The 24036-nt window shown below is 75.2% G+C and carries 20 protein-coding genes; 11 read left to right on the top strand and 9 right to left on the bottom strand.

Annotated features, from left to right (window positions below):
* Position 1: 1 nt before the first annotated feature.
* From ACFYPD_RS04855 to eccCa, 3 genes are all read right to left on the bottom strand, one after another.
* On the bottom strand, positions 2 to 799 hold the full coding sequence (locus tag ACFYPD_RS04855) for a phosphatase PAP2 family protein (protein ID WP_387108887.1): 798 nt from the start codon (positions 797 to 799) through the stop codon (positions 2 to 4).
* Positions 800 to 847: 48 nt separating this feature from the next.
* On the bottom strand, positions 848 to 2161 hold the full coding sequence (mycP, locus tag ACFYPD_RS04850) for a type VII secretion-associated serine protease mycosin (RefSeq protein WP_387108884.1): 1314 nt from the start codon (positions 2159 to 2161) through the stop codon (positions 848 to 850).
* Positions 2162 to 2242: 81 nt separating this feature from the next.
* Positions 2243 to 6199, bottom strand: coding sequence for a type VII secretion protein EccCa (gene eccCa, locus ACFYPD_RS04845; protein ID WP_387108881.1), 3957 nt, complete (start codon positions 6197 to 6199; stop codon positions 2243 to 2245).
* Between the two features lie 100 nt (positions 6200 to 6299).
* Here eccCa and eccD point away from each other — a divergent pair, with 100 nt between their 5' ends.
* The gene (gene eccD, locus ACFYPD_RS04840) at positions 6300 to 7697 is read left to right on the top strand and encodes a type VII secretion integral membrane protein EccD (RefSeq protein ID WP_387108878.1); all 1398 of its coding nucleotides are present in this window, start codon (positions 6300 to 6302) and stop codon (positions 7695 to 7697) included.
* 63 nt (positions 7698 to 7760) lie between these two features.
* On the opposite strand, the gene ACFYPD_RS04835 is transcribed toward eccD, so the two are convergent.
* On the bottom strand, positions 7761 to 8267 hold the full coding sequence (locus tag ACFYPD_RS04835) for an inorganic diphosphatase (RefSeq protein ID WP_091266984.1): 507 nt from the start codon (positions 8265 to 8267) through the stop codon (positions 7761 to 7763).
* A gap of 534 nt (positions 8268 to 8801) precedes the next feature.
* Here ACFYPD_RS04835 and dacB point away from each other — a divergent pair.
* From dacB to ACFYPD_RS04810, 5 genes are all read left to right on the top strand, one after another.
* Positions 8802 to 10310, top strand: a complete 1509-nt coding sequence (gene dacB / locus ACFYPD_RS04830) for a D-alanyl-D-alanine carboxypeptidase/D-alanyl-D-alanine-endopeptidase (RefSeq protein ID WP_387109200.1) — start codon at positions 8802 to 8804, stop codon at positions 10308 to 10310.
* Between the two features lie 80 nt (positions 10311 to 10390).
* Complete coding sequence (locus ACFYPD_RS04825; RefSeq protein WP_387108875.1) at positions 10391 to 11461, top strand: zinc-dependent metalloprotease; 1071 nt, start codon at positions 10391 to 10393, stop codon at positions 11459 to 11461.
* 88 nt (positions 11462 to 11549) lie between these two features.
* Complete coding sequence (gene tilS, locus ACFYPD_RS04820; RefSeq protein WP_387108872.1) at positions 11550 to 12560, top strand: tRNA lysidine(34) synthetase TilS; 1011 nt, start codon at positions 11550 to 11552, stop codon at positions 12558 to 12560.
* Positions 12561 to 12681: 121 nt separating this feature from the next.
* On the top strand, positions 12682 to 12942 hold the full coding sequence (locus ACFYPD_RS04815) for a gamma-glutamyltransferase (protein ID WP_387108869.1): 261 nt from the start codon (positions 12682 to 12684) through the stop codon (positions 12940 to 12942).
* A gap of 28 nt (positions 12943 to 12970) precedes the next feature.
* The gene (locus tag ACFYPD_RS04810) at positions 12971 to 13222 is read left to right on the top strand and encodes a hypothetical protein (RefSeq protein ID WP_387108867.1); all 252 of its coding nucleotides are present in this window, start codon (positions 12971 to 12973) and stop codon (positions 13220 to 13222) included.
* Here the strand turns inward: ACFYPD_RS04810 and ACFYPD_RS04805 are convergent, their stop codons facing one another.
* A complete protein-coding gene (locus ACFYPD_RS04805) occupies positions 13223 to 14185 on the bottom strand; it encodes a GlxA family transcriptional regulator (RefSeq protein WP_387108865.1) in 963 nt (320 codons plus the stop codon). It abuts the gene before it with no gap.
* A gap of 150 nt (positions 14186 to 14335) precedes the next feature.
* Between ACFYPD_RS04805 and ACFYPD_RS04800 the strand changes: the two genes are divergently transcribed.
* From ACFYPD_RS04800 to folE, 4 genes are all read left to right on the top strand, one after another.
* A complete protein-coding gene (locus ACFYPD_RS04800; RefSeq protein WP_387108862.1) occupies positions 14336 to 14473 on the top strand; it encodes a hypothetical protein in 138 nt (45 codons plus the stop codon).
* A 99-nt stretch (positions 14474 to 14572) separates the two neighbouring features.
* A complete protein-coding gene (gene hpt / locus ACFYPD_RS04795) occupies positions 14573 to 15148 on the top strand; it encodes a hypoxanthine phosphoribosyltransferase (protein WP_262282689.1) in 576 nt (191 codons plus the stop codon).
* Positions 15149 to 15526: 378 nt separating this feature from the next.
* Positions 15527 to 17536: an ATP-dependent zinc metalloprotease FtsH gene (ftsH, locus tag ACFYPD_RS04790; protein WP_387108859.1), complete on the top strand. Its 2010-nt coding sequence runs from the start codon at positions 15527 to 15529 to the stop codon at positions 17534 to 17536.
* Positions 17537 to 17571: 35 nt separating this feature from the next.
* Positions 17572 to 18237: a GTP cyclohydrolase I FolE gene (gene folE / locus ACFYPD_RS04785; protein WP_387109197.1), complete on the top strand. Its 666-nt coding sequence runs from the start codon at positions 17572 to 17574 to the stop codon at positions 18235 to 18237.
* 54 nt (positions 18238 to 18291) lie between these two features.
* Here folE and ACFYPD_RS04780 read toward each other — a convergent pair whose 3' ends face one another.
* Both ACFYPD_RS04780 and ACFYPD_RS04775 read right to left on the bottom strand, forming a co-directional pair.
* Positions 18292 to 18993, bottom strand: a complete 702-nt coding sequence (locus ACFYPD_RS04780) for a hypothetical protein (protein WP_387108856.1) — start codon at positions 18991 to 18993, stop codon at positions 18292 to 18294.
* The gene (locus tag ACFYPD_RS04775; RefSeq protein WP_387108853.1) at positions 18990 to 21503 is read right to left on the bottom strand and encodes an FtsK/SpoIIIE domain-containing protein; all 2514 of its coding nucleotides are present in this window, start codon (positions 21501 to 21503) and stop codon (positions 18990 to 18992) included. The genes ACFYPD_RS04780 and ACFYPD_RS04775 overlap by 4 nt, the downstream gene beginning before the upstream one ends.
* A 210-nt stretch (positions 21504 to 21713) precedes the next feature.
* Between ACFYPD_RS04775 and ACFYPD_RS04770 the strand changes: the two genes are divergently transcribed.
* Positions 21714 to 22274 (top strand): hypothetical protein, encoded by a 561-nt coding sequence (locus ACFYPD_RS04770; RefSeq protein ID WP_387109195.1) that lies wholly within the window; start codon positions 21714 to 21716, stop codon positions 22272 to 22274.
* Positions 22275 to 22281: 7 nt separating this feature from the next.
* Here ACFYPD_RS04770 and ACFYPD_RS04765 read toward each other — a convergent pair whose 3' ends face one another.
* Both ACFYPD_RS04765 and ACFYPD_RS04760 read right to left on the bottom strand, forming a co-directional pair.
* On the bottom strand, positions 22282 to 22878 hold the full coding sequence (locus ACFYPD_RS04765) for a hypothetical protein (protein ID WP_387108851.1): 597 nt from the start codon (positions 22876 to 22878) through the stop codon (positions 22282 to 22284).
* A 13-nt stretch (positions 22879 to 22891) separates the two neighbouring features.
* Positions 22892 to 23992 carry a M23 family metallopeptidase gene (locus ACFYPD_RS04760; RefSeq protein WP_387109192.1) on the bottom strand — a complete coding sequence of 367 codons (1101 nt, stop codon included), beginning with the start codon at positions 23990 to 23992 and terminating at the stop codon, positions 22892 to 22894.
* Positions 23993 to 24036: the final 44 nt, after the last annotated feature.

The following is a 24036-nucleotide window of genomic DNA, read 5'->3' as shown; positions in this document are numbered from 1 at the left end:
ACTACGCGTGGCGGCCGTCCGAGCCCGGCTCGGCCAACTCCGGCTCGACCCCCTCCCGGGCGGCACGCGCCGGCCGCCGGCCGACCCGGGTCCGCCAGGTGGAGAACGCGGCCGTGGTGGCGGCCACCACCGCCACGCCCAGCAGCCAGCCGCCGACCACGTCGCTGGCCCAGTGCACGCCCAGTGCGATCCGGCTGAGCCCGGTCACCACCGCGATCAGCGCCGCGGACGCCCAGAGCGCGCCGCGCCACGGCCGGCTGTGCCGGGCGAACGGCAGGAAGACCAGCAGGACCACCCCGGCAGCCAGGGTGGCGTTCAGCGCGTGCCCGGACGGGAAGGAGTAGCCGGCCGCCCGCGCCACCGGGTCGAGCAGGTCCGGCCGGTGCCGGCCGACGAGCAGCTTGAGCAGCGCGCCGAGCAGCCCGCCGACGGTCATCGTGGTGACCACCCAGAGGGCCAGCCGGGGCGCGCCGCGCCACAGCAACCACACCACCACCCCGGCGGCGGCCACCCGGAGCGGGCCGGGCCCGAAGACGTGGGTCCAGACCTCCGTCAGCCGGACCCAGGCCGGGTGGTCGAGGGCATACCCGTGCAGCGCGTCGGTGATCGCGGCGTCCAGCCGGGACAGCGGCGACCAGGCGTCCAGCACCAGCAGCGCGAGCAGGGCGAACGGCACCAGCACCACGAACGCCGCGGTGGCGGCCAGGGTCAGCCGGAGACCCAGCGAATGGTCCGGGTCGAGGCGGCGGCGCCGCCAGGACCGCTCGCGGGTGGAAATCAGGCCGCCGGGCGTTTTCATGCGCTGTTCACTACCCAGGGTGGGGCCCGGTCAGACGGGCGGGACCGGTCAGCGGCGGGACTGGCGTAGCCGGCGGACCGCCAGCGCGGCACTGGTGACCAGGGCGACGAACAGGGCGAGCCCGGGCCAGAGCCGCTCCCGGGACGATTCGGCGACCTGGCCGGCCGGGCGGGCCGCCCACCGGGTCTGCTGCTCCGGCGCGGCGATGCTGAACGGGTCGGCGCCCGCCCCGGCGGCGGTGGTGTCCGGGCCGAGGCCGGGCGCCCAGCCGAAGCCCACCTTTCCGGGGGAGCCGTTGTCGTCGAGCGGGTTGCGTGGCACCGAGGGCACGTCGGAGCTCAGCGCCGCCACCGGATCCACCATGCCGTAGCCGAACCGGTCGTCGCGTCCGGTGGGCCCGAGGTCCCGGGCCGTCGTGATGATCCGGTTGACCACGTCCGCGGCCGACATCTGCGGGTACCGGGCCCGGACGAGTGCCGCCGTCGCCGCGACCAGCGGAGCCGCGAAGCTGGTGCCCTGCACCAGCCAGTATCCGCCGGGACGGGCTCCGTTGATCGCGGTGGCCGGGGCGCTGAGCACCGCCTCGTGACCGGTGATGGAGCCGGACCAGAGGTTGTCGTTCCCGTCCAGCCCCGTCACGGCGAGGACGCCCGGCTCACGGGCCGGGTACCAGACCTCGCGGCCCTTCGAGGTGGCCAGGTTGCCCGTGCAGGCGACGACCACGACGTTGCGGGCGAAGGCGTAGTCGATGGCGGCGGCCAGGGCTTCGCTGGTGTCGCTGCCACCGAGGGAAAGGTTGATCACACGGGCGCCGTGGTCGACCGCCCAGCGCACCCCGTTGGCGACGGTGCCGGCGTCGTCGTACCGGTTCTCCTGGTCGAGCACCCGGACCGGAAGGATCTTGGCATCCGGCGCCAGCCCGACCGCGCCGCGGTCGTCGTCCCTGCGCCCGGCGATGAGGCCGGCGACCGTGGTGCCGTGCCCCACCGGGTCGGGCCCGTCGACGCCCCCGGAGACCAGGTCGACGCCGGACAGCACCTGGCCGGCCAGGTCGGGGTGGGAAGCGTCCACTCCGGAGTCGACCACCGCGACGATGACACCGCGACCGGTGGAGGTCTGCCAGGCGGTCTGTGCCTGCAACTTGGCGAGTTGCCACTGCCCGTCGCGGGCCGGGTCGACCCCGGTGAGTTCGTCCACCGGACCCAGCCGGGCGGTTTCCGGTGCGACGGTGGCCGGGGCGGCGTGGGCGGGCGGGGCGAGCGGACCGGCCACGGCGGCCACGACCGCCACCGCGGCGAGCAATGCGCGGCCGCCGAGACGCCGGGGAGGCGCGGTGGGAACTCCCTGCCGATCCCTGGTCACATTTCCCCAGCCATTTCATCGCGTCAGACACATGCTGCTCGGAGATTACCGGTTTTCCCGCGCGCCACGATGCAACTCCGGTCACCCGGGTGGGAGATGGGCCAGCTGGACCAGGCGTACGCCCTCGCGCCGGGTCACCAGCCGACCCCGGCCCGGTGGCAGCGGACCGGCCTTCACCTGCCCGACGAGCGGCCCCTCCTCCGGGCCGCCCGACATCACCAGCCCGGCCGTGGACAGCTCCCGCAGCCGTTGGATGATCGGCTCGAACGAGGTCCGGCCGGCGCCCCCCGAGCGGCGGGCCAGCACCAGGTGCAGGCCGACGTCCCGGGCGTGCGGCAGGTGCTCCTCCAGCGGCCGCAACGGGTTGGTGGGCCCGCCGGCCACCAGGTCGTAGTCGTCCACCAGCACGAACAGCTCCGGCCCGGTCCACCACGACCGGGTACGCAGCTCGGTCGGGGTGACCTGCGGCCCCGGCAGCCGCCCCTGGAGGTAGCCGGCCGCCGACTCGACCAGCTCGGCCGTGTGCGGCGCTGCGGTGCCGTAACCGATCAGGTGCGCCGTCTCGATGGTGCCCATCAGGCTGCGCCGGTAGTCGACGAGGACCACCCGGGCCTGCTCCGGGGTGAACCGCTGGACGATGGAGGTGGCCAGCGCGCGCAGGAACGAGGACTTGCCGCACTCGGCGTCGCCGAAGACCACGAAGTTGGGCTCGGTGGCGAAGTCCAGCAACACCGGGCGCAGGTCCGCCTCGGCCACCCCGATCGGGAAGGCCAGCCCGGAGGTGGCGGCCTGGTCCAGCTCGGCGTAGGGCAGCACCGGTGGGAGCAGCCGCACCCGGGGCGCGGCCGGCCCGGCCCAGGCCCCGGTGATCGCCTTCACCAGGTCCCCGGTCTCGGCGCCGAGACCGGCGACCCGGGGCTCGGCGCCGAGGAAGTGCAGCCCACCTGCGGTGATCCCGCGCCCCGGCCGCTCCTCGGGGACGGTCGCCGCGAGGGCGCGCTTGACCACCACCGAGTCGGCCGGGTCGCCGAGGCGCAGCTCCAGCCGGGAGCCGAAGAGGTCGCGGATCGCCGGCCGGAAGTCCGACCAGCGCAGCGCGCTCGCCACCACGTGCACCCCGTACGCCAGGCCCCGGGTGGCCAGCTCGGTGACCAGCGGTTCCAGGTCCTCGTACTCGCCGCGCAGGGTGTTCCAGCCGTCGACCACCAGGAACACGTCGCCGAACGGGTCGGCGCCCGGGTGGCCCCCGGCCGTCGCCGCGGCCCGTCGCCGCCGCCACGCCGCCATCGACTCCACCCCCGCCTCGGTGAACCGCCGCTCCCGCTCCGCCAGCAGGGTGGCGATCTCGCCGACGGTCCGGCGTACCGCGGTGTCGTCGGTTCGGCCGCTGACCCCGCCGACGTGCGGCAGGTCGCGCAGCGCGCCGAGCGTCCCGCCGCCGAGGTCCAGGCAGTAGACCTGCAGCTCGGCCGGGGTGTGGGTGAGCGCCAGCGCACAGACCAGGGTGCGGAGCAGGGTGGACCGGCCGCTGCGCGTGGTGCCGACCACCGCGACGTGCCCGGCCGCCCCGTCCAGGGCCAGCCAGAACAGGTCGCGGCGCTGCTCGAACGGCTTGTCCACCACGGCCACCGGCACCTGGAGGGCGCCGTGCAGCTCCGGGTTGGCCACCGTGAGCCCGCGCACCGGGTCCGCGCCGACCGGGCCGAGCAGCTCGTCGAGCGAGGGCGCGGCGTCCAGCGGGGGCAGCCACACCTGGTGCGCCGGCGGGCCATGCCCGGCCAGCCGCCCCACCACCAGGTCGAGCAGGGACTCGCCGGTCTCCTCCTCGGCGGGCGGGGCGGCCGGGGTGGCCGGCTCGGGCACCGGCACCAGGTGGGTGGAGAAGGCGAGCAGCCGGGGGCCGGCGGCACCGGCCCCGCCGGCCGGGCCGCCGCGCCGGCGCACCGCGCCGGAGACGTACGCGGCCTTGAACCGGACCAGCGGGTCGGTGCCCGAGCGCAGGTAGCCGTGCCCCGGGCTGCGGGGCAGCTCGTGCGCGTCCGGCACGCCGAGCACCGTCCGGGACTCCAGCGCCGAGAAGGTCCGCAACCCGATCCGGTACGACAGGTGGGTGTCCAGCCCGCGCAGCCGGCCCTCCTCCAGCCGCTGCGAGGCGAGCAGCAGGTGCACGCCGAGCGAGCGGCCCAGCCGGCCGATCTGCACGAAGAGGTCGATGAAGTCGGGCTTGGCGGAGAGCAGCTCGGAGAACTCGTCGCAGATGAGCAGCAGCGACGGCAGCGGAGCGAGCGGGGTGCCGGCCGCCCGGGCCCGCTCGTAGTCGCGCACGCTCGCGAAGTTGCCGGCCCGCCGCAGCAGCTCCTGCCGGCGCATCAGCTCGCCGTTGATCGCGTCGACCATCCGGTCCACCAGCGGCAGCGCGTCGGCCAGGTTGGTGATCACCGCGGCCGTGTGCGGCAGCCGCTCGAACGGCGCGAAGGTGGCACCGCCCTTGAAGTCGACCAGCACGAAGTTGAGCTGCTCCGAGCTGTGCGTGGCGGCGAGGCCGAGCACCAGCGTGCGGAGCAGCTCCGACTTGCCCGACCCGGTGGCGCCGATGAGCAGCCCGTGCGGGCCCATCCCGTCCTGCGCCGACTCCTTGAGGTCCAGCTCGATCGCCCCTCCGTCGGCGCCCACCCCGATCGGCACCCGGAGCCGGTCTCGGGTCGCCCGGGGCGTCCAGCCCTGCTCGGCGGTGAAGCTCTCCGGATCGCCGAGACCGAGCAGCTCGGGCAGGCCGGGCTCGGCGCCGGGCGGGGCGTCCGGTCCGCGTGCCGTGCCGGCCAGCCGCAGCGGGGCGAGCCGGCGGGCGACCGCCTCGGCGTCGGCCGGGTCCAGCGCGTCGGCCGCGCCCACCTCGGCGTGCCCGTCGGCGGAGTGCGAGTGCAGCCGGCCGTCGAGCAGGTCGAGCAGGAGGGCGTACCGGTCGAGCAGGCGGGGCGGCGGGCTGTCCAGGTCGAGCACGGTCACCGCGTCGATCCCGCCGTCGCCGGCCAGGTCGGTGGCGCCGGTCAGGTCGCCGCCGTCGAGCACCACCACCACGTGCGGCCCGTGGGTGGCCGGACCGGCCGGGCTGAAGCGGGACCGACTGGCCAGCACGTCGTCGAGGAGCCGTTCCAGCTCGGCGGCGGAGCTGGTGACCAGCCGGACCGGGCCGAGCGCGTCGGTGCGCGCCGGGTGGTGGGCGTGCGGCAGCCACTTCACCCACTCCCATCCCGCCCGGCGTTCCGGGCCGGCGCAGACCGCGATGAGCAGCTCGTCGGGGGCGTGGAAGACGGCGAGCTGGGTGAGCACCGCCCGGGCCAGCGCCTGGGCGGCCGGGGAGCCGGCCCCGCGGACCCCGCCGGCCGGGCCGCGCACGAAGACCCGGGCGAAGCTGCGCAGCGAGAGCGCCACCGGCAGGTCCGGCACCACCGAGTACGCGTCCAGGAAGCGCCGCAGCGCCCCCGCGGTCATCGGCTCCAGCTCGTCGAGCGGCCGGGTGATCGGCGGGAGCAGCGGGGTGGCCAGCGTCTGCGGCCCGACCCCGACCCGGACCACGGCGAAGTCCGGGTCGCCCGGCCGGCGCTCCCAGACCCGGTGGCTGTCCACCGTCGACCAGAGCCGCCCCGGGTCGGGGTGCCGGTAGTAGAGCCCGGCCCGCTGCGCCCCGGCCGTCTCCCGGACCCGGCGGCGCAGCGCGGCGAGGTGCCGGAGGTATTCCCGGCGGGCGGCCATCATCTCCGACTTCTTCGGGCCGGCGCTGCCCCAGGAGGTCACCAGCATCGCCACCGAGGAGAGCCCGAACATGCCGCCCACCACGTACGAGTAGGCCCCGCCGCCCCGGCCGAACATCATGGCCATGGCCACCGTCCCGCCGAGCATCGGCAGCACCATCAGCGCCTGCTGCCAGCGCCCGCCGGCCACCGCGGGTATCTCCGGCGGCGCCTCCACGGGCAGCTCGCCGGCCGGGATCTCCGGTGCAGGGCGGCGCGGCGGCCGCTTGATGACGACAGTGGACACTCAGCCTCCCCATGGCTCTCGGTAACCCGAGCCTGGCTCATCGTAGGTAAAGTCCACTCGTCCGTCAGCCACCGTTCCCGCTCGATATGGAGAAGCATCGATGACAAGCGGGCTGGCCCGGGTCACGATCAGCGCCCCCCGGCGGCGGGTCGACGTGGCCCTGCCGGAGCAGGTCCCCCTCGCCGAGCTGCTGCCCGAGGTGCTCCGGCACGCCGGGGAGGGCCTGGCCGACGACGGCGAACGGCACGGCGGCTGGGTGCTGCGGCGGACCGACGGCGCGGTGCTGGCCACCGCGCAGGCGCTGCTGCCCCAGGGCGTCCGCGACGGCGAGGTGCTGCACCTCGTCCCGGCCCGCGCCCAGTGGCCCGAACCGGAATACGACGACGTGATCGAGGCGATCGCCGACGGCGCCCGCCGCCGCGGCGCCGCCTGGTCGCCCCGGGCCACCCGGGCCGCCGCCCTGGCCGGGGCGGGCGTGCCGCTGGCCGTCGGGCTGCTCGCCGTGCTGGCCGCCGGCCCCGGGCCACGCAGCGGCTGGCCGGTCGCGGCCGTGGTGGCCCTCCTCCTGGTGCTCGCCGCCACGGCCGCCTCCCGGGCCTACGGTGACGGCCCGGTCGGCGCCACCCTCGGCGGGTACGCGCTGCCCTGGGCCGCCGCGGCCGGCGCCCTGGCGATCGGCTCCGGCGACCCGGTCGGCCCGTTCGGGCCGCTGCCCTGGGTGGGCGCGCCCGAACTGCTCGCCGGCTCGGTGGCGCTGCTGCTGGTGGCGGTGCTCGGCCTGCTCGGGGTGGCCAACCGGTCCCGGGTCTTCCTGGCCGGTGCGACCACCGGCGCGGCCGGCGCGGCGGCCGGCCTCGGCGGGCTGTTCCTCGACCCGGCCGGCACCGCCGCCGTGCTGCTCTGCGCGCTGGTCTTCGCGCTCGGCGGGCTGCCGCTGCTGGCCATCCGGCTCGGCAAGGTGCCGCTGCCGCCGATTACCCTGCCCGCGCCGGCCGGCGGCCCGCCCGGCGTCCGTGACCTGCCCGACCGGGCCCGGGTGCACGCGGCCGTGGCCCGCACCGAGGAGATGCTGACCGGGATGCTGCTCGGGCACGCGGTGCTGGCCGTCGCGGCCACCGCGGTGCTCGCCACCACCGGCGGGCTCGCCGGTCGGCTGCTGGTGGCGGTCGGCTGCGGGGTGCTGCTGCTGCGCTCCCGGCTCTTCGTGGCGGTCCGCCACCGGGTGCCCGCCGTCGCCGCCGGGCTGGCCGGGTACGTCGTGCTCGGTGCGGTGCTGGCCGACCGGGCCGGTCCGGCCGGCCGGCTGGCGCTGACCGTCGGCGGGCTGGCCCTGGCCCTGGTCGCCGTCGCGGCCGGCGCTACCTACGCCCGGCGGCCGGTCTCCCCGTACCTCGGCCGGCTTGCCGACCTGACCGACACCGCGCTGGTCGTCGCGGTGGTCCCGGTGGCGTGCGCGGTGCTCGACCTCTACGACCAGGCCCGCGGCCTGCTCGGCTGACCGGCACGCACGCGGGCCCGGGTCGCTCGGTGGAGCGGCCCGGGCCCGTCGGCGCGGATCAGGTCAGTGCAGGGTCTCGCCGCGCTCGGCGGCCTCCTTGGCGCGCTGGTACGAGGCCACGATCTCGGCCTCGGCCTCGGTGCGACCCACCCAGGTCGCGCCCTCGACCGACTTGCCGGGCTCCAGGTCCTTGTAGACCTCGAAGAAGTGCTGGATCTCCAGCCGGTCGAACTCACCCAGGTGGTGGATGTCCCGCAGGTGCTCCTGGCGCGGGTCCTCGTAGGGCACGCAGAGGACCTTGTCGTCGCCGCCCTTCTCGTCGGTCATCCGGAACATGCCGATGGTGCGGCAGCGGATCAGGCAGCCGGGGAAGGTGGGCTCGGGGACCAGCACCAGCGCGTCCAGCGGGTCGCCGTCCTCGCCCAGGGTGCCCTCGATGAAGCCGTAGTCGGCCGGGTACTGCGTGGAGGTGAAGAGGGTGCGGTCCAGCCGGATCCGGCCGGTCGCGTGGTCCACCTCGTACTTGTTGCGGTGACCCTTGGGGATCTCAACCGTGACGTCGAAATCCATCTCCCACGCTCCCTCGTTTGCCCACGCTGGCTGACGGAAACCAGTGGCGCCGCCCACCGGACGGGGTGAACGTCCCCCGCCGGCTCCGACCGCCGCATAGTGTTCGGACCGAAGTAGTGTCACCCAAGGCGCTTTTGAGCGGGGGAGGAGGGGGTCGTGGGGAGGGAAGATTCACACTACCGCCCCGAGGGGGTTGACGGGCGCGGATCGCCGGGTTCCGGTTCCGCCGGGGCCACCGGCCGCGTGTCGATCCCCGGGGCCAACCTCTCCCACCGCCCCGGGCCGGCTGCCGGGTCCGCCCCGGTCGGCCGCGCCAACCCCGGGGAGTACGGCCACGCCGACCCCCGGCAGTACGGCCAGGCCGCCCCGCGCGACTACGGGCAGGCCGCTCCACGGGACTACGGCCAGGCCGCCCCGCGCGACTACGGCCAGGCCGATCCCCGGCAGTACGGCCAGGCCGACCCACGCGACTACGGCCCGGGTCCGGCCGCGCCGGTGAGCTGGCCCGGGTACGACGCGCCCGGCGGCATCCCGGTGAGCCCGCCGGTGCCCCCGGTCGGCGCGGCCCCGCCTCCGCCGTCGCCCCCGCCACCACGCCGGCGCCGGCTCGGGCTGGTCGCGGTGCTGGCCAGCGTGCTGATCGTCGCCCTGGCTGCGGTCGGGCTGGCCGTGGTCCGGCCCGGCCCGGTGGCCGGCTGGCTGGGCGGCGAGGACACGCCGACCGCCGCCGCGCAGTCGCCCGAGCCGCCCCCGCCCGCCGTGCTGGCCGGCGCGGACGGCAACGCGCCGCTGCCCACCCCCGAGGGGGTACGCGCCGCGCTCGAACCCCTGGTCAGCGCCGCCGCGCTCGGCGAGCGGGTGAACGTCTCGGTGGCCGACGTGGCCACCGGCCAGGCGCTCTACGGCAGCGGGCAGGACAGTCCGACCGTGCCCGCCTCGGTGACCAAGCTGGCCACCGGGGTCGCCGTGCTGGCGGCGCGCGGCCCGGCGTACCGGATCCCCACCCGGGCGGTCGCCGGCGCGACCCCCGGCGAGGTGGTCCTGGTCGGCGGCGGTGACCCGACCCTCGCGGTCGACAAGAACGGCTTCTACCCCGGCGCGGCCCGGCTGGACGACCTCGCCGCCCAGGTGCGCAAGGCGCTCGGCGGCACCGCCCCGACCAAGGTCACCGTCGACTCGTCGCTGTTCAGCGGCCCGGTCTACGAGCCCGGCTGGGACTCCGACATTCCCACTGGCGGGTTCGGCGCGGCGATCACCGCGCTGATGACCGACGGCGCGCGGCGGGACGCGGCGGAGGCCCGCCGCACCGCCGAGGCCACCAACCACGCCGCCGAGCGGGTGCCTCAGCCGGACCTCACCGCCGGCCGGCAGTTCGCCAAGCTCCTCGGGCTCTCCGGTGCCGCCGCCGAGGTGAAGCGGGGCACCGCGCCCGCTGCCTCCGGCGCGACGGCGACCGACCCGCCCGCTGCTGGCGCCGAGCTGGGCAAGGTCCAGTCGCTGCCGCTGGTCCGCCTGGTCGACATCATGATCAGTGACAGCGACAACGTGATCGCCGAGGTGATGGCCCGACAGGTCGCGCTCGCCAAGGGCAAGCCCGGCTCGTTCGCCGGCGGCGCGGCTGCCACCGACCAGGTGCTCGGCGAGCTGGGGCTGCCGGCCGACGAGATCAGCCTGGCCGACGGCAGTGGGCTGTCCCGCACCAACCGGATCAGCCCCTCGCTGCTCACCGACCTGATCACGCTCGCCGGCAACGGCAGCCACCCCGACCTGGCCGCGATCTTCGGCGGCCTGCCGGTGGGCGGCTGGTCCGGCACCCTGGACGAGCGCTACCAGGCGGCGGTGACGAAGGCCGGTGCGGGCGTGGTCCGGGCCAAGACCGGCACGCTCAGCGGGGTGAACGCCATCGCCGGGCTGGTCACCACGGCCGACGGCCGGCTGCTCACCTTCGCCGTCCTCACCGACCGCACGCCGGACAGCCTCGACGAGACCCGGCAGGCCCTCGACCGGATCTCCTCCGCGCTGGCCGGCTGCGGCTGCGGCTGACCGTCCCACCCGGTGCGACCGGCGTCGATCGGCGCTCGCGAGCCCGGGTGGGGGTGTCGCGGCGCGGGTACGGTGGGTTCATGGCGCAGTTCGTGGACTGGGATCTGGCCGCCGCGACCGCGGGGGCGCTGGGCAAGTCGGGCCCCCGGGTGTCGTACGCCGAGGCCACCGACGTGGTGGGCGAGCTGCGCCGGCTGACCGAGGAGGCCGCGGGGCACGTCGCCGACTACACCGGCCTGCGCTCCCAGGTCAGCCATCCGCCGGTCCGGGTGGTGGACCGCCGGGACTGGGCGGCCGCCAACATCGCCGGGCTGCGCGAGGTGATCACCCCGCTGGTGGACCGGCTGTCCGGCGACAAGCGCCCCGGCCCGCTCACCGAGGCGATCGGTTCCCGGCTCACCGGCGTGCAGGCCGGCACCGTGCTGGCGTACCTGTCCGGCCGGGTGCTCGGCCAGTACGAGGTCTTCGCGGGTGACCCCGGCCAGCTGCTGCTGGTCGCCCCGAACATCGTCGAGGTGGAGCGGAAGCTGGGGGCCGACCCCCGGGACTTCCGGCTCTGGGTCTGCCTGCACGAGGTGACCCACCGGACCCAGTTCACCGCCGTGCCGTGGATGCGGGCGTACTTCCTCAGCGAGGTGCAGGCGTTCGTGGACGCGTCGCACGGCGGCGAGCACCTGCTGGAGCGGCTGCGCCGCGCAGTGGCCACGCTCTCCGACGCGGTGAAGGACCCGGACAGCCGGGCCAGCGTGCTGGACATCGTGCAGACCCCGGCGCAGCGGGCCGTGCTGGACCGGCTCACCGCGCTGATGACCCTGCTGGAGGGGCACGCCGAGTTCGTCATGGACGGCGTCGGCCCGCAGGTCATCCCGAGCGTCGAGTCGATCCGGGCGGCGTTCAACCGCCGCCGCGAGTCCGGCAACCCGCTGGAGAAGGCGATCCGCCGGGTGCTCGGCATCGAGGTGAAGATGCGCCAGTACGCCGAGGGCCGCAAGTTCGTGCACGGGGTGGTGGACCGGGTCGGCATGGCCGGCTTCAACAAGATCTTCTCCTCGCCGCTGACCCTGCCCCGGCTCGACGAGCTGGGCGACCCGGACGCCTGGGTGGCCCGGGTGCACGGCGGGGCGGCGAACATCCCACCAGCCGCCGGCTGAGTTGGTGAGCGCGAGGAGTGAGCCGGGTTTGCGAGCCCCGCAGTCGCGAACGAAGCCGGGCACCGTGAGCGCGAGGAGTGAGCCGGGTTTGCGAGCCCCGCAGTCGCGAACGAAGACAGGCTCCCCGCTCGCCCCGCCGGTCGCCGGCGTCCGGCTCGCCGTACGCCGGGCGTTGACCGGGCTGCCCGGGGCCGGGCCGGTGCTGGTCGCCTGCTCCGGCGGCGCCGACTCGCTCGCCCTGGCCGCGGCCACCGCCTTCGTGGCGCCCCGCCTCGGCCGCCGGGCCGGCCTGGTGACCGTCGACCACGGCCTGCAACCCGGCTCGGCCGAGCGGGCCGAACGGGTGGCCCGCTGGGCGCGCGAGGTCGGTCTCGACCCCGTCGAGGTGGTCCCGGTGACCGTCGCCGGCCGGCCCGGCGGCCCGGAGGCGGCCGCCCGCGAGGCCCGGTACGCCGCCCTGCTGGCCACCGCCCGCGGGCACGGCGCGGCCGGGGTGCTGCTCGGGCACACCCGCGACGACCAGGCCGAGACGATGCTGCTCGCGCTGGCCCGGGGCGCCGGCCCGCACGGCCTGTCCGGCATGCCGGCCTGCCGCGAGTGGGACGGGGTGCCGCTGCTGCGCCCGCTGCTCGACGTCCCCCGCGCCGACACCCGGGAGGCCTGCGCCGCGCTCGGGCTCACGCCCTGGGAGGACCCGCACAACGCCGATCCCGTGTACGCCCGCTCGCGGGTCCGCGCCGACGTGCTGCCCGCGCTGGTCCGGGCGCTCGGCCCCGGGGTGGTGGACAACCTGGCCCGGACGGCCCGCCTGCTGGCCGCCGACACCGCGGCCCTGGACGACCTCGCCGCCGCCGCGCTCGCCGAGGTCCGGGCCGCCGAGGGCGGGCTCTCGGTCGACGGCCTGGCCGCGCTGCCGGCCGCGGTGCGTACCCGGGTGCTGCACGCCTGGGCCCGGGATCTGGGCGCCTCGCCGGCCGCCCTGTCGCACCGGCACGTGGCGGCGCTGGACGCCCTCGTCACGGACTGGCGTGGGCAGGGGCCGGCGTACCTGCCGGGCGGCGTCCCGGTCCGCCGCCACGCCGGGCGCCTCACCACCTGACCCGTGCGGCAGCGCCGCCTCGACTCGCCAGCTCGGCGAGGTGGCGGTGTCCCGGGGGCCGGAGCCCGTCGGGACGGCGGAGCGGGGTCGCCGGGAGCCGCCGGAGGCGGTAGACAGACTCATGGCGTACCCCCGACAGCCGTTGCTCGCCCCCCACGGTGCCGTCGCGACCAGCCAACCGCTCGCGGCGGCCGCGGGCCTGGCCGTGCTGCGGCGCGGCGGCAACGCCGTCGACGCGGCGCTGGCCACCGCGATCACCCTGACCGTGGTGCAGCCGTCCTCGAACGACATCGGCGGCGACCTGTTCGCCATCGTCTGGGACGGCGACCGGCTGCACGGGTTGAACGCCTCCGGCCGTTCCCCGGCGGCGCTCACCCGGTAGCTGGTGCTGGCCGCGACGGGCCGGCGCGGTGCGCCGCCGGTCGATGCGCTCGGCGGGGCGCAGGGCGAAGGGTCGACCGTGCCGGCCCGGCCGGACGCTGCTGGTCGAGCCGGACCTCGACCCCGGACTGGTTGCGGGGTTGCGGTCGCGCGGGCACGAGATCACCGTCGCGGCCGAGCCGTCGGTCTTCGGGTACGGCCAGGCGATCTGGCAGGCGCCCGGCGGCGGCTACGTGGCCGGGTCGGAGTCCCGGGTCGACGGCGCGATGCTGGGCTGGTGATCAGGCGTCGACCCGCTCCCGGAACGTCGTCCGGTAGGCGTGCGGGGTGGTGCCGACCCGGCGGGTGAAGTGGTGCCGCAGCGCCGCCGCATCGCCGAACCCGGCCTGGTCGGCGACGTTCTCCACGCTCAGCCGGGTCTCCTCCAGCAGCCGCCGCGCGAGCAGCACCCGCTGGTTGGTCAGCCAGTCGTGCGGGGTCGTGCCGGTCTCGGCGCGGAACCGCCGGGCGAAGGTACGCGCCGCCATCCCGGCCCGGGCGGCCAGCTCGTCCACGGTCACCGTCCGGTCCAGGTGCCCCATGAGCCACTCCAGCACCGGCTCCAGGGTGGGCGCCTCGGGCGCCTTGGGGATGGGCGCCTCGACGTACTGGGCCTGGCCGCCGTCGCGGTGCGGCGGGACGACCATCCGGCGGGCCAGCCGCGTGGCCGTGGCCGAGCCGTGCGCCTGGCGGACCAGGTGCAGGCAGGCGTCGATGCCGGCGGCCGTGCCGGCGCTCGTGAGCAGCCGCCCGTCCTGCACGTAGAGCGAGTTGCAGTGCACCCGGGCCGCCGGGAACCGTTCCTGCAGGTCGTCGACGTGCCGCCAGTGGGTGGTGCAGTCGCGCCCGTCGAGCAGCCCCGCCTCGCCGAGCACGAACGCCCCGGAGCAGACGCTGAGCAGCCAGGCGCCCCGGTCGGCGGCCCGGCGCAGCGCGGCCAGCACCGGCTCGGGGACCGGCGTCGTTCCGTCGCCGTGGGCGGGCACGGCCACCAGGTCGGCGTCCTCGACCGGGGTCAGGTCGGCGGTCGGGGTGAGCAGGAAGCCGGAGCGGCTGCGGACCGGCCCGCCGTCCACCGTGCAGACGTCGAACCGGTAACCGGGGAAGCCGTCGGCGGTGCGGTCGGTGCCGAACACCTCGGCGACGACGCCGAGTTCGAACGCCGCGACCTCTTCGAGGGCCACGACGGCGACGGATCGAATCATGTGACGAGGGTAACCCGACGGGTGGCAGGAAATCGAGGCCCACTGGCATTCCTGCCACTGTCCGATGGGGGCGGCGGCTCGCAGACTTGATGGTGTCCGGTGCGCACCGGCGGCGAAAAACACATCAACCACGCGAAAGCGAGCGCCGCCATGACCGTTCTGCTGCTCCTGCTCTTCCTGCTTCTCCTCGTCGGCGCCAGCGCCTTCGGGTTGACCGCCGACACCCGGGACTCGGCCGATTGGAAGCCGACCGAGGACGGACGCCGCTGGCGCTCCCGCACCTGCTGAGGTGATTTGCCCCGTCTGCGCCGTTAATCCTCGGCGGGACCGCGCCAAAAGGGGCGGCCCCGCCGACGGAGGCCATCCGGCGTACGGCAGGCTAGGAGCATGGCTGACGGCTCCTGGTACGACGCCGACATCGACCACGTAATCATCTCCGAGGCGCAGATCCGCGAGAAGACCGCGGAACTGGCCAAGCAGGTCTCGGCGGACTACGCCCACGTCGAGGACGGTCTCCTGCTCGTCTGCGTGCTCAAGGGCGCGGTCATGTTCATGGCCGACTTCGCCCGCGCGCTCGGCCGCCAGGGCCCGCCCGCCGAGCTGGACTTCATGGCCATCTCCTCGTACGGCCAGGGCACCACCTCCTCCGGGGTGGTGCGGATCCTCAAGGACCTGGACCGCGACATCGCCGGCCGGCACGTGGTGGTCGTCGAGGACATCGTCGACTCCGGTCTGACCCTCTCCTGGCTGCTGCGCTACCTGGAGTCGCGCTCCGCGGCCAGCGTCGAGGTGGTCGCCCTGTTCCGCAAGCCGGACGCGGTCAAGGTGCCGGTCCCGGTGAAGTACGTCGGCTTCGACATCCCGACCGAGTTCGTGGTCGGCTACGGCCTCGACTTCGGTGAGCGCTACCGCGAGGTGCCCTACGTCGGCGTGCTCAAGCCCGAGGTCTACGCCCGGGCCTGACCCCGGCGCCCGGCCGGTCGTCAGCCGACATTCAGCGGGCTCTCAGTCTTCCGGTCTACGGTAGAGGCCGGTGACGTGGAGGCACTCTCCACGCCCGACCCCTCGAACCGCGTGACCGTGCGGGCGGGTGGCCGGGTGGGGAGCTCCCCGCCACGCCGGCTCAAACCCGGGTTCGCCGTACGCGTAAGTGCCGGGCTCGCAAGCTCACATCTGGCGCGAACGGTGTACCGTCGAATGACCGCGGCGCGGCAGTTGACGCGCCTCGGGGTCGGGGCCGGCCCGCACGGCGGCTGCGGCCGCCGCCCGAGGCGGCGACACCATTCAGACGGTCAGGACGTCGATCAGGAGGATGCGGGCGCCTCGGTGCCCGACAACAGCATGGAACGTACGCGTTTCTTCCGCCGACCGGTGGTCTGGATCATCCTGGTCATCCTCGGCGCCGTTGTGCTCAGTCAACTCTTCACGGCTGGCCCGAGCTACCACCGCGTGGACACGTCGGTGGCGCTCGACCAGCTCCACACCGCGAAGATCAATAAGGCGGTCTTCCAGGACAAGGAGCAGACGCTCCAGCTCGACCTGGCCCAGAAGACGAAGTTCGGCGACACCACGACCGACCGGATCGAGGCCCAGTTCCCCTACGAGGTGGGCGGCCAGGTCTGGAACGAGGTCCTGGACGCCAAGGCGGCCAACCGGGTCACCGGCCCGGCCGACACCAAGGTCTCCTCGGACAGCATCTGGGTGAGCCTGCTGGTCAACCTCCTGCCCATCGCGCTGCTCGTGCTCCTGCTGCTGTTCTTCATGTCGCAGATGCAGGGCGGCGGCTCGCGGGTGCTCAACTTCGGCAAGTCCAAGGCGAAGATGATCACCAAGGACACGCCGAAGACCACCTTCGCGGACGTGGCCGGGGCGGACGAGGCCGTCGAGGAACTGCACGAGATCAAGGACTTCCTGCAGAACCCGGCGAAGTACCAGGCCCTGGGCGCCAAGATCCCGAAGGGCGTGCTGCTCTTCGGCCCGCCCGGCACCGGCAAGACCCTGCTGGCCCGCGCGGTCGCCGGCGAGGCCGGCGTGCCGTTCTACTCCATCTCCGGCTCGGACTTCGTCGAGATGTTCGTCGGTGTCGGTGCCAGCCGGGTCCGCGACCTCTTCGAGCAGGCCAAGTCGAACGCGCCGGCCATCGTCTTCGTCGACGAGATCGACGCCGTCGGCCGGCACCGTGGCGCCGGCATGGGCGGCGGCCACGACGAGCGGGAGCAGACCCTCAACCAGTTGCTGGTCGAGATGGACGGCTTCGACACCAAGGGCGGGGTCATCCTGATCGCCGCCACCAACCGACCGGACATCCTCGACCCGGCGCTGCTGCGCCCGGGCCGCTTCGACCGGCAGATCCCGGTCGACGCCCCCGACATGGAGGGCCGCAAGGCCATCCTGCGGGTGCACGCCAAGGGCAAGCCGTTCACGCCCGACGTCGACCTCGACTCGGTCGCCCGGCGCACCCCCGGCTTCAGCGGCGCCGACCTGGCCAACGTGATCAACGAGTCCGCGCTGCTCACCGCCCGCAAGGACCAGCGGGCGATCACCAACGACTCCCTGGAGGAGTCGATCGACCGGGTGATCGCCGGTCCGCAGCGTCGGACCCGGGTGATGAGCGACCAGGAGAAGAAGATCACCGCGTACCACGAGGGTGGGCACGCGCTGGTCGCCTGGGCGCTGCCGCACGCCGCGCCGGTGCACAAGGTGACCATCCTGTCCCGGGGGCGGTCGCTGGGCCACACCCTGGTCCTGCCGACCGAGGACAAGTACACCCAGACCCGGGCCGAGATGATCGACACCCTGGCGTACGCGCTGGGTGGCCGGGCCGCCGAGGAGCTGGTCTTCCACGAGCCCACCACCGGCGCCGGCAACGACATCGAGAAGGCCACCCAGCTGGCCCGCGCGATGATCACTCAGTACGGCATGAGCTCCAAGCTCGGCGCGATCAAGTACGGCACCAGCGGGGACGAGCCGTTCCTCGGCCGCAACATGGGCCACGAGCGGGACTACTCGGACGCGGTGGCCGCCGAGATCGACGGCGAGATGCGGGCGCTGATTGAGCTGGCCCACGACGAGGCCTGGGAGATCCTGGTGGAATACCGGGACGTCCTGGACAACATCGTGCTCGAACTGATGGAGAAGGAGACCCTCTCCACGGCCGACATGGCCCGGATCTGCGCCCGGGTGGCGAAGCGCCCGCCGATGGCCCCCTACCACGGCTTCGGCAAGCGTCAGCCCTCCACGGAGCCTCCCGTGCTCACGCCCGCGGAGAAGGAGACCCTCAAGGCGCAGGCCCAGGCCGACGGCGCCGCGGTCGGCGGGTCTCCCTCGAACAACTCGGACGGTACCCACTGACCACCGACCCGACGGCCAGCTCCCGCAACCGGGGGCTGGCCGTCTCCGCGACCGAGCCCGACGGCGACGACGCGCTCGACTACGTCGCCGCGCGCCTGATCAGCGGCAAGCTGACCGGGCGGCCCGTGGAGGAGAGCGTCGACCTGGGCCGCATCGAGAAGGCGGTCCGGGAGATCCTCGTCGCCGTCGGTGAGGACCCGGACCGGGACGGCCTCCAGCAGACGCCGGCCCGGGTCGCCCGCGCGTACGCGGAGCTCTTCGCGGGCCTGCGGGTGGACCCGGCGCAGGTGCTCAGCACCACCTTCGAGGCCAACCACGAGGAACTGGTGCTCGTCCGGGACATCGACGTGATGAGCCTCTGCGAGCACCACCTGCTCCCGTTCCGGGGCAGCGCGCACATCGGCTACATCCCGGGGCCGGACGGCCGGATCACCGGCCTGTCCAAGCTGGCCCGGCTGGTGGAGGTGTTCGCCCGGCGCCCGCAGGTGCAGGAGCGGCTCACCTCCCAGATCGCCGATCTGCTGATGAACAAGCTGGCGCCGCGCGGCGTCGTGGTGGTGCTCGAGTGCGAGCACATGTGCATGGCGATGCGCGGCATCCAGAAGTCCGGCGCCAAGACGATCACCTCGGCGGTCCGGGGCACCCTCAAGCACGACGCCAAGTCGCGCGCCGAGGCGATGGCCCTGATCATCCCGCGCTGACCGCACCGCACCGGGCCTTTCCCCCACGGGAGGGGCCCGGTGTCGTGTCCGGACTCAGCCCGCCAGCATGGCCAGCAGCAGGCCGGCCGTGGTCAGCACCGCTGGGACCAGGCAGACCAGCGCGCCGAAGCGGGGAGTCCGGTCCACCCGGTCGGCCGGGCGGGGCCGGAACAGCCGCCCCACCGCGAGCCAGCCCAGCATGAACGCGACCGCCGGCAGCGGCAGCCCCACCACCAGCGCGAGCACCGTCACCGGTCCGGTGCCGGTGGCGAGGAGGAGCGTGAGCTGGACCAGCGGCACCACCAGCGCCAGCGGCCCGTAGACCAGCAGGTTGCGGGGGTGCGACGGCCAGCGGGCCAAGCGCGGCAGGCCGCGCGCGGCGAGGCTGTCGTCCGCCGCGTCCGCCCAGCCCCGGGCGGTCCGCAGGGCGGCCAGCACCGCCGCCGGCCCGGCCGCCATCGGCCGGGCCGCCTCGGACACCTCCGGGGGCGTCGGCACCAGCGAGAGCGCCGGGACGCCCAGCTCCCGCAGCCGCGACTGCTGAGGGGCGAGCCGCTCGCGGACCGCGGTCAGCTCCTCCCGGGCCGCCGCCACGGACCGGGCCTGCTCGCCGGCGGCGGTCGCCGCAGCCCGGCGTACGCCGTCGAGCTGGCGGGCGGCGGCCACATAGTCCGCCCAGGCCGCCCCGGCCGGGTCCAGGTCGACCGTCGGGCCGCCGGACCGGGGCGCGGGCACCGCCGTACCGGTCTCACTCAAGGTGCCTCCTCCCCGAACGGCACCAGCACCGTGCCCTGCTCGCCCGGGCCGTCCCAGATCACCGCGCGGCCCGGCCGGGGTCGCCAGAGCACCGGCCGGTCGAAGAGCTGCTCCAGCCGGCTGCCGGGCACGTCGGTGACCACCACGGCGGTGAGCTTGTCCACCTCGCCCTCCGGGCCGAGCAGCCCGGCCAGCGGCGCCACCGTGCGCCACCAGCCGAGCAGGTGCCGGCCGGCCGGCGGCCCCTCCAGCAGCAGCGCACGCAGCAGCTCGGGCGGCAGCTCGGTCGCGTCCGGCACGTCCAACCCGAACACCACCAGGTAGCCCGGCTCGTCGGCCGCCATCGCGGCCCGCAGCCCGGTCACGTCGACGGTCTCCACCCGGTGCCGCCCGGCCAGCTCGGCGGCGAGCACGCCGGCCGGCTCGGCCGAGCCGTTGGCCAGCGGCGCCAGCACGAATCGCGCCGCGCCGGGGTGGGCCGCCGCCGCGCTGCGGACCGCCGTGACCAGCAGCCGCTCGGCCTCCTCGTCCCGTCCCAGCACGGCCAGGTTCCGGCCGGCGGCCGGCCCGAGCGGCACGGCCACCGTGGAGCGCCGGACGTCCACCGCCCGGCCGAGCAGCGCGGCCGGCGCGTGCGCCCGGCCGGCCAGCGCCGCCCGGTGCCGCGGGTCGTTGGCGAGCAGCGGACGGGCGAACCCGGCGAAGACCACCGGCGGGGTGACCCCCTCGGGCCGGGCGGACCAGAGCCGGTGCCGCAGGTCGGCGAGGACCGCCGGGTCCTCGTGCGGGTCGGGGAACCGGATCATCCGCTCGTGGCCGCGGGTCGCGCCGCGGGGGCCGCCCAGCCCGCCGGCGGTGTTCACCACGGCGCTGCCCACCGGAAGGCCGGCGGCCGCGTCATTGGTCGGTTCCAGCACGGCCGAACCGCCGGGCAGTGCCACCCGGACCGGGAACTGGCCGAGCAGTGGATCGCGGGGGCCGCCGATGCCGAGGTCGCCCTCGCCGGCCAGGACCAGGTGGATCCCGTACGACCGGGCGGCGCGGGCCAGCCCGTCGAGCCGGGCCAGCAGGTCGGCGGCGAGCCGGTCCCGATCCCGCAACAGCAGCGGGAAGTTGTCGATCACGCAGACGATCCGGGGCAGCGACTGGTGCTGGCGCAGCTCGGCGTAGCGCTGCCCGCCGGCCCGGCGGGCCGCCTCCTCCCGGCGGTGCAGCTCGGCCTCCAGCTCGCCGAGCACGTCCGCCACGTACTCGCGGTCGGCGGCCATCCCGGCGGCCCGGACCTGCGGCACCCAGGACCGGTCCCGCTCGGTCTGGAGGAACTCCACGAAGGACTCGCCGTCGTCGAGGTCGGCCAGGTAGAGGACCAGCTCGTCGGGGCCGTAGCGGGCCGCCAGGCCGAAGAGCGCGTCGGTGAGGAACGCCGACCGCCCGGCCTGCGAGCGGCCGCTGACCAGCCAGTGCGGGGTCAGCTCGGTGAAGCCCAGGCTGACCGGCCGCCCCGCGGCGTCACCGACCGTCGTGGTGAGCCCGTCGACCGAACCCTCCGCCCAGAGGTCACCCTCCGGCAGCAGGTCGGTGAGGGCCAGGCGGGAGCCGTCCTCGATCTGCCGGACCAGCCGCTGGCACACCCCGGCGACCAGTTCGCCGGGGGGATCCTCGTCGAGGAAGACCGGGCAGTTCAGCCCGCCCGCCGACTCCGCCCCGGGACTGCTGAACCCGGCGGAGGGTGGGTCGCCGACCAGCGCGTACGCGGTGCGCACCGCGAGCGGGGTGGCCTGCGGCAGCGGCGCCCCGGCGGGCCAGCCGGCCACCACCAGATGCAGCCCGGCCCGGGGACCCTGGGCGGCCAGCTCGGCGAGCCGGTCGAGATCGGACGGTGCGGCCCCGTGGGGCAGGGCGGCTACCGTGAGCAGCAGCGTGCGGTCGTGCCCGCGCTGTCGAGCGGTGCCGGCAGCCACCCACTGCTCGGCCTCGGCCAGCACCGCCCGGAGCCCGGACAGGTCGGTCGCGGGCGGCGGCAGCAGGCCCGCGTCGGCGAGCGCCGCGTAACCGGCGAACGTGTCACCCGGGCCGCCGTCGACCGCGCGCGCCAGCAGGGCACCGGCCGGGCTGGCCGCGAACAGCCGCAGCAGCAGAGCCCGGAGCAGCCCCGCCACCCGCGGATCGCCGGCGTCGGCGTCAACGCTCAGGTGTCCACTGCCGAGCAGCGGCACCAGCGCCGGGAACCGGGCGTCGTCCAGCGGCGCCGCGGCGCCGACCCGGACGAACGCGGGCGGACCGTCCACGGGCGGGGTCGTCGGGGTCAGCGTCTCCAGCGGGTCGCCGGCCCAGCCCGGCGCAGCGACCGCCGCCGCGGCCCGGAGCCGCTCGGCCAGCTCGTACTGCCGGTGGTGGTCGGCGGGGGCGGGCCGGATCTCGTCGAGGATCCCGGCCGCCGCGGTCGCGGTGGCCTCGGCCCTGCGGTGCAGCGCGGCGGCCCGGCCGGCGCGCGCCTTCGGACTCGCCACCCGTCCACCTCTCTTCCCGAGGCCGACATCTCCTCCCCGGTGGACGGTATCCCAGCCGGCGGCCGTCCTCCGGGATGTCGGTCGGCGCGGTGCTCGGCTCGGCGGTGAGCAGCCTCACCCGCCGGACGCCGTCCGCCGTTCGCCACGATCCGCCAGTTCTCAGGCATTGGGTACGCGGCGCGCAGCCGATAGCCTCAAAATGTGGAATCAGTGCAGCCCCCCGCCGGTTCCCAGGTCTCCCGCGTACCGGCGCAGCGGACCCCGCCCGAGCAGTTGGCGCCGCCCGCGCCCGCTCCGGCGCCGGTACGCCCGAAGCGGCGGCTGCGCACCGTGCTCGCCGTGGTCGCCGGGGTGCTGGCACTGGTCTGTGCCGGCGGCGGCATCGTCGGTTTCGTGCTGTACGACCGGGCAACCGCGCCCGACCGAAGCGCGCCGGACGTGGTGGTGGCCAACTACATCCAGGCTTTTCTGATCGATCGCAACGACACGAAGGCGCAGGAGTATGCCTGCACGTCCGGCGCCGATCTCGACGCAGTCCGGGCCCTCCGGGCTGAGCTGGAGCAGCGTGAAGCCAACTTCAATGTTGTCATCAAAGTGAGTTGGGGTCCTCTCGCCCGCGCACAGGATGGGGAAGCCGAGTCCGTGACGACGACTTTGGCGATCTCAAGCTCATCGAACGGCCAGCCGCGAAGCAGCCGCCGGGAGGTCTGGCGGTTCCACGTCGTGAATAACGACGGCTGGCGAGTCTGTGGGGGCAGCAAGATCGGTTGAGTGCCAGTCACTCCAGCCAGAGCAGGTGCACCGGCACCTCCAGCGTGGTCGGAGCCTGGCCACGCCAGGCCCAGCGGTACCACTCCAGCTCCGGGGCCACCCGGACGCAGATGTCCCCGTCCGCGCCGGAGTAGGTCTCGGTGACCGCGCGCAGGTCGCGCTGCTCGGTCGCCCCGGTCACGTGCACCACGCGCCGCCCGGTGACCGAGTCGGCCTCGAAGACCGGAGTGGGCGGGCGTCGGGTGGGCGCGTCGAGCGAGACCAGCCGGATGCCCGACTCGGTCGCCCCGGCCGACGGTCGCTCGCCCACGGTCTCCACCCACACCCGCTCCACCGGCACCAGCGGTGCGAAGACCTCCACCTGCTCCGACTCGGCGCGGTACCACTCGTGCTCCGGGATGACCGGCACATAGGTCCGGCTGCCCTGCACCACCCGCTCGTCGGCGCGCAGGTCACCGCGCCAACCGAGGCCGGGCAGGCCGACCAGCACGCGGCGGCCGCGCAGCTCGATCCGGCCGGTGGCCGGGACGACCTCGACCGGGCGGGGCGGCTGCGGGGCCCAGTCGGGCCGGTCCGCGAAGGGGTCGGGCAGCGGGTTGCTCATGTGCCGGTGCGCCTCACGCGGTCCCGTCCACTGGGGCGCCCCGCCCGCGCATGAACGGCACCGGGTTGATCGCGCCCCGGCTGGACCGGTCGCTGTCCACATGCACCTCGAAGTGCAGGTGCGGGCCGGAGGAGTTGCCGCTGGTGCCGGAGAGGCCGATCACCTCGCCCGCCTCCACGAGCTGGCCCGGCACCACCCGGGGGCGCTCGACCATGTGGCAGTAGCGGGTGATGTATCCGCCGGCGTGCAGGATGTCCACGAACCAGCCGCAGCCGCCCTTGTCCGGCCAACCGTCGCGGTCGCAGTCGCGCTTCCCGGAGTGGTCAGGGTCGCAGCGGGCCACCAGCACCCGGCCCGCCGAGGCGGCGTGGATGGGTGTGCGCTTGTCCGCGGCGAGGTCGACCCCGTTGTGGCTGGGCCGCGCTGTGGTGCGGAAGCCGGAGACGACGCCGCCGGGAAGCGGGGCGGTCCAGCCGGAGGCGGCGATCCGGGCCCCGGCGGCGGCGTCGCAGACCGCCTTGCCGGCGATCTCGACGGTCCGGGCGGCCCCGCCGGCGAGCGCGTCCACGATGCGACCCGCCAGGTCCTCGTGCTTGGCGTAGGCGTCCGGGAAGGCGCTGACCTGCACCCGCTGCGCCACCACGGTCAGCGGCCGGTCCTGCCAGTTCCGCACCTTGACCATCTTCTCGTAGAACTTCCGGGCCGTGTACGAGGGAGTCATCCGCTGCTCGACGCTGCCCCACCCCGGCCGCTGCTGGAACAGGCCGAGCGAGTCGTGGTCGGCGCCGACGCCCTCGTGCGGCAGGGCCAGCGACGCCGGCACCTTGCGGTTGGCGAGGTTGCGCAGCCCGGACTCCTGCATCGCGGTGGCCAGCGCGATCACCCAGCCGCGGGCGGGCACCTTCATGTCCTGGCCGACCTTGATGATGACGGCGGCGTTGCGGAGCTGGCCGTCGCCGTACTCGGTGAAGCGCGGCATGTCCCCGGTGAGGTTGACCTGGTAGGCCGGGTCACAGTTCAGGCCGGCGAGCGCACCGTCCTTCTGGTCGCCGCCCAGTTCGGTGAGGAGGAACGCGCCCGCGCCGCCGACGCAGCAGAGCAGGGTGAGCACCATGGTGACCGCGATGAGCAGCGCGCCGACCCGCAGCTTGCGACGGA

The sequence above is a fragment of the Micromonospora sp. NPDC005299 genome (assembly GCF_042872345.1).
Classification (GTDB): Bacteria; Actinomycetota; Actinomycetes; order Mycobacteriales; family Micromonosporaceae; genus Micromonospora.
Note: the sequence above shows the minus strand (reverse complement) of the source record. Positions and strands in the feature narration are given on the sequence as shown.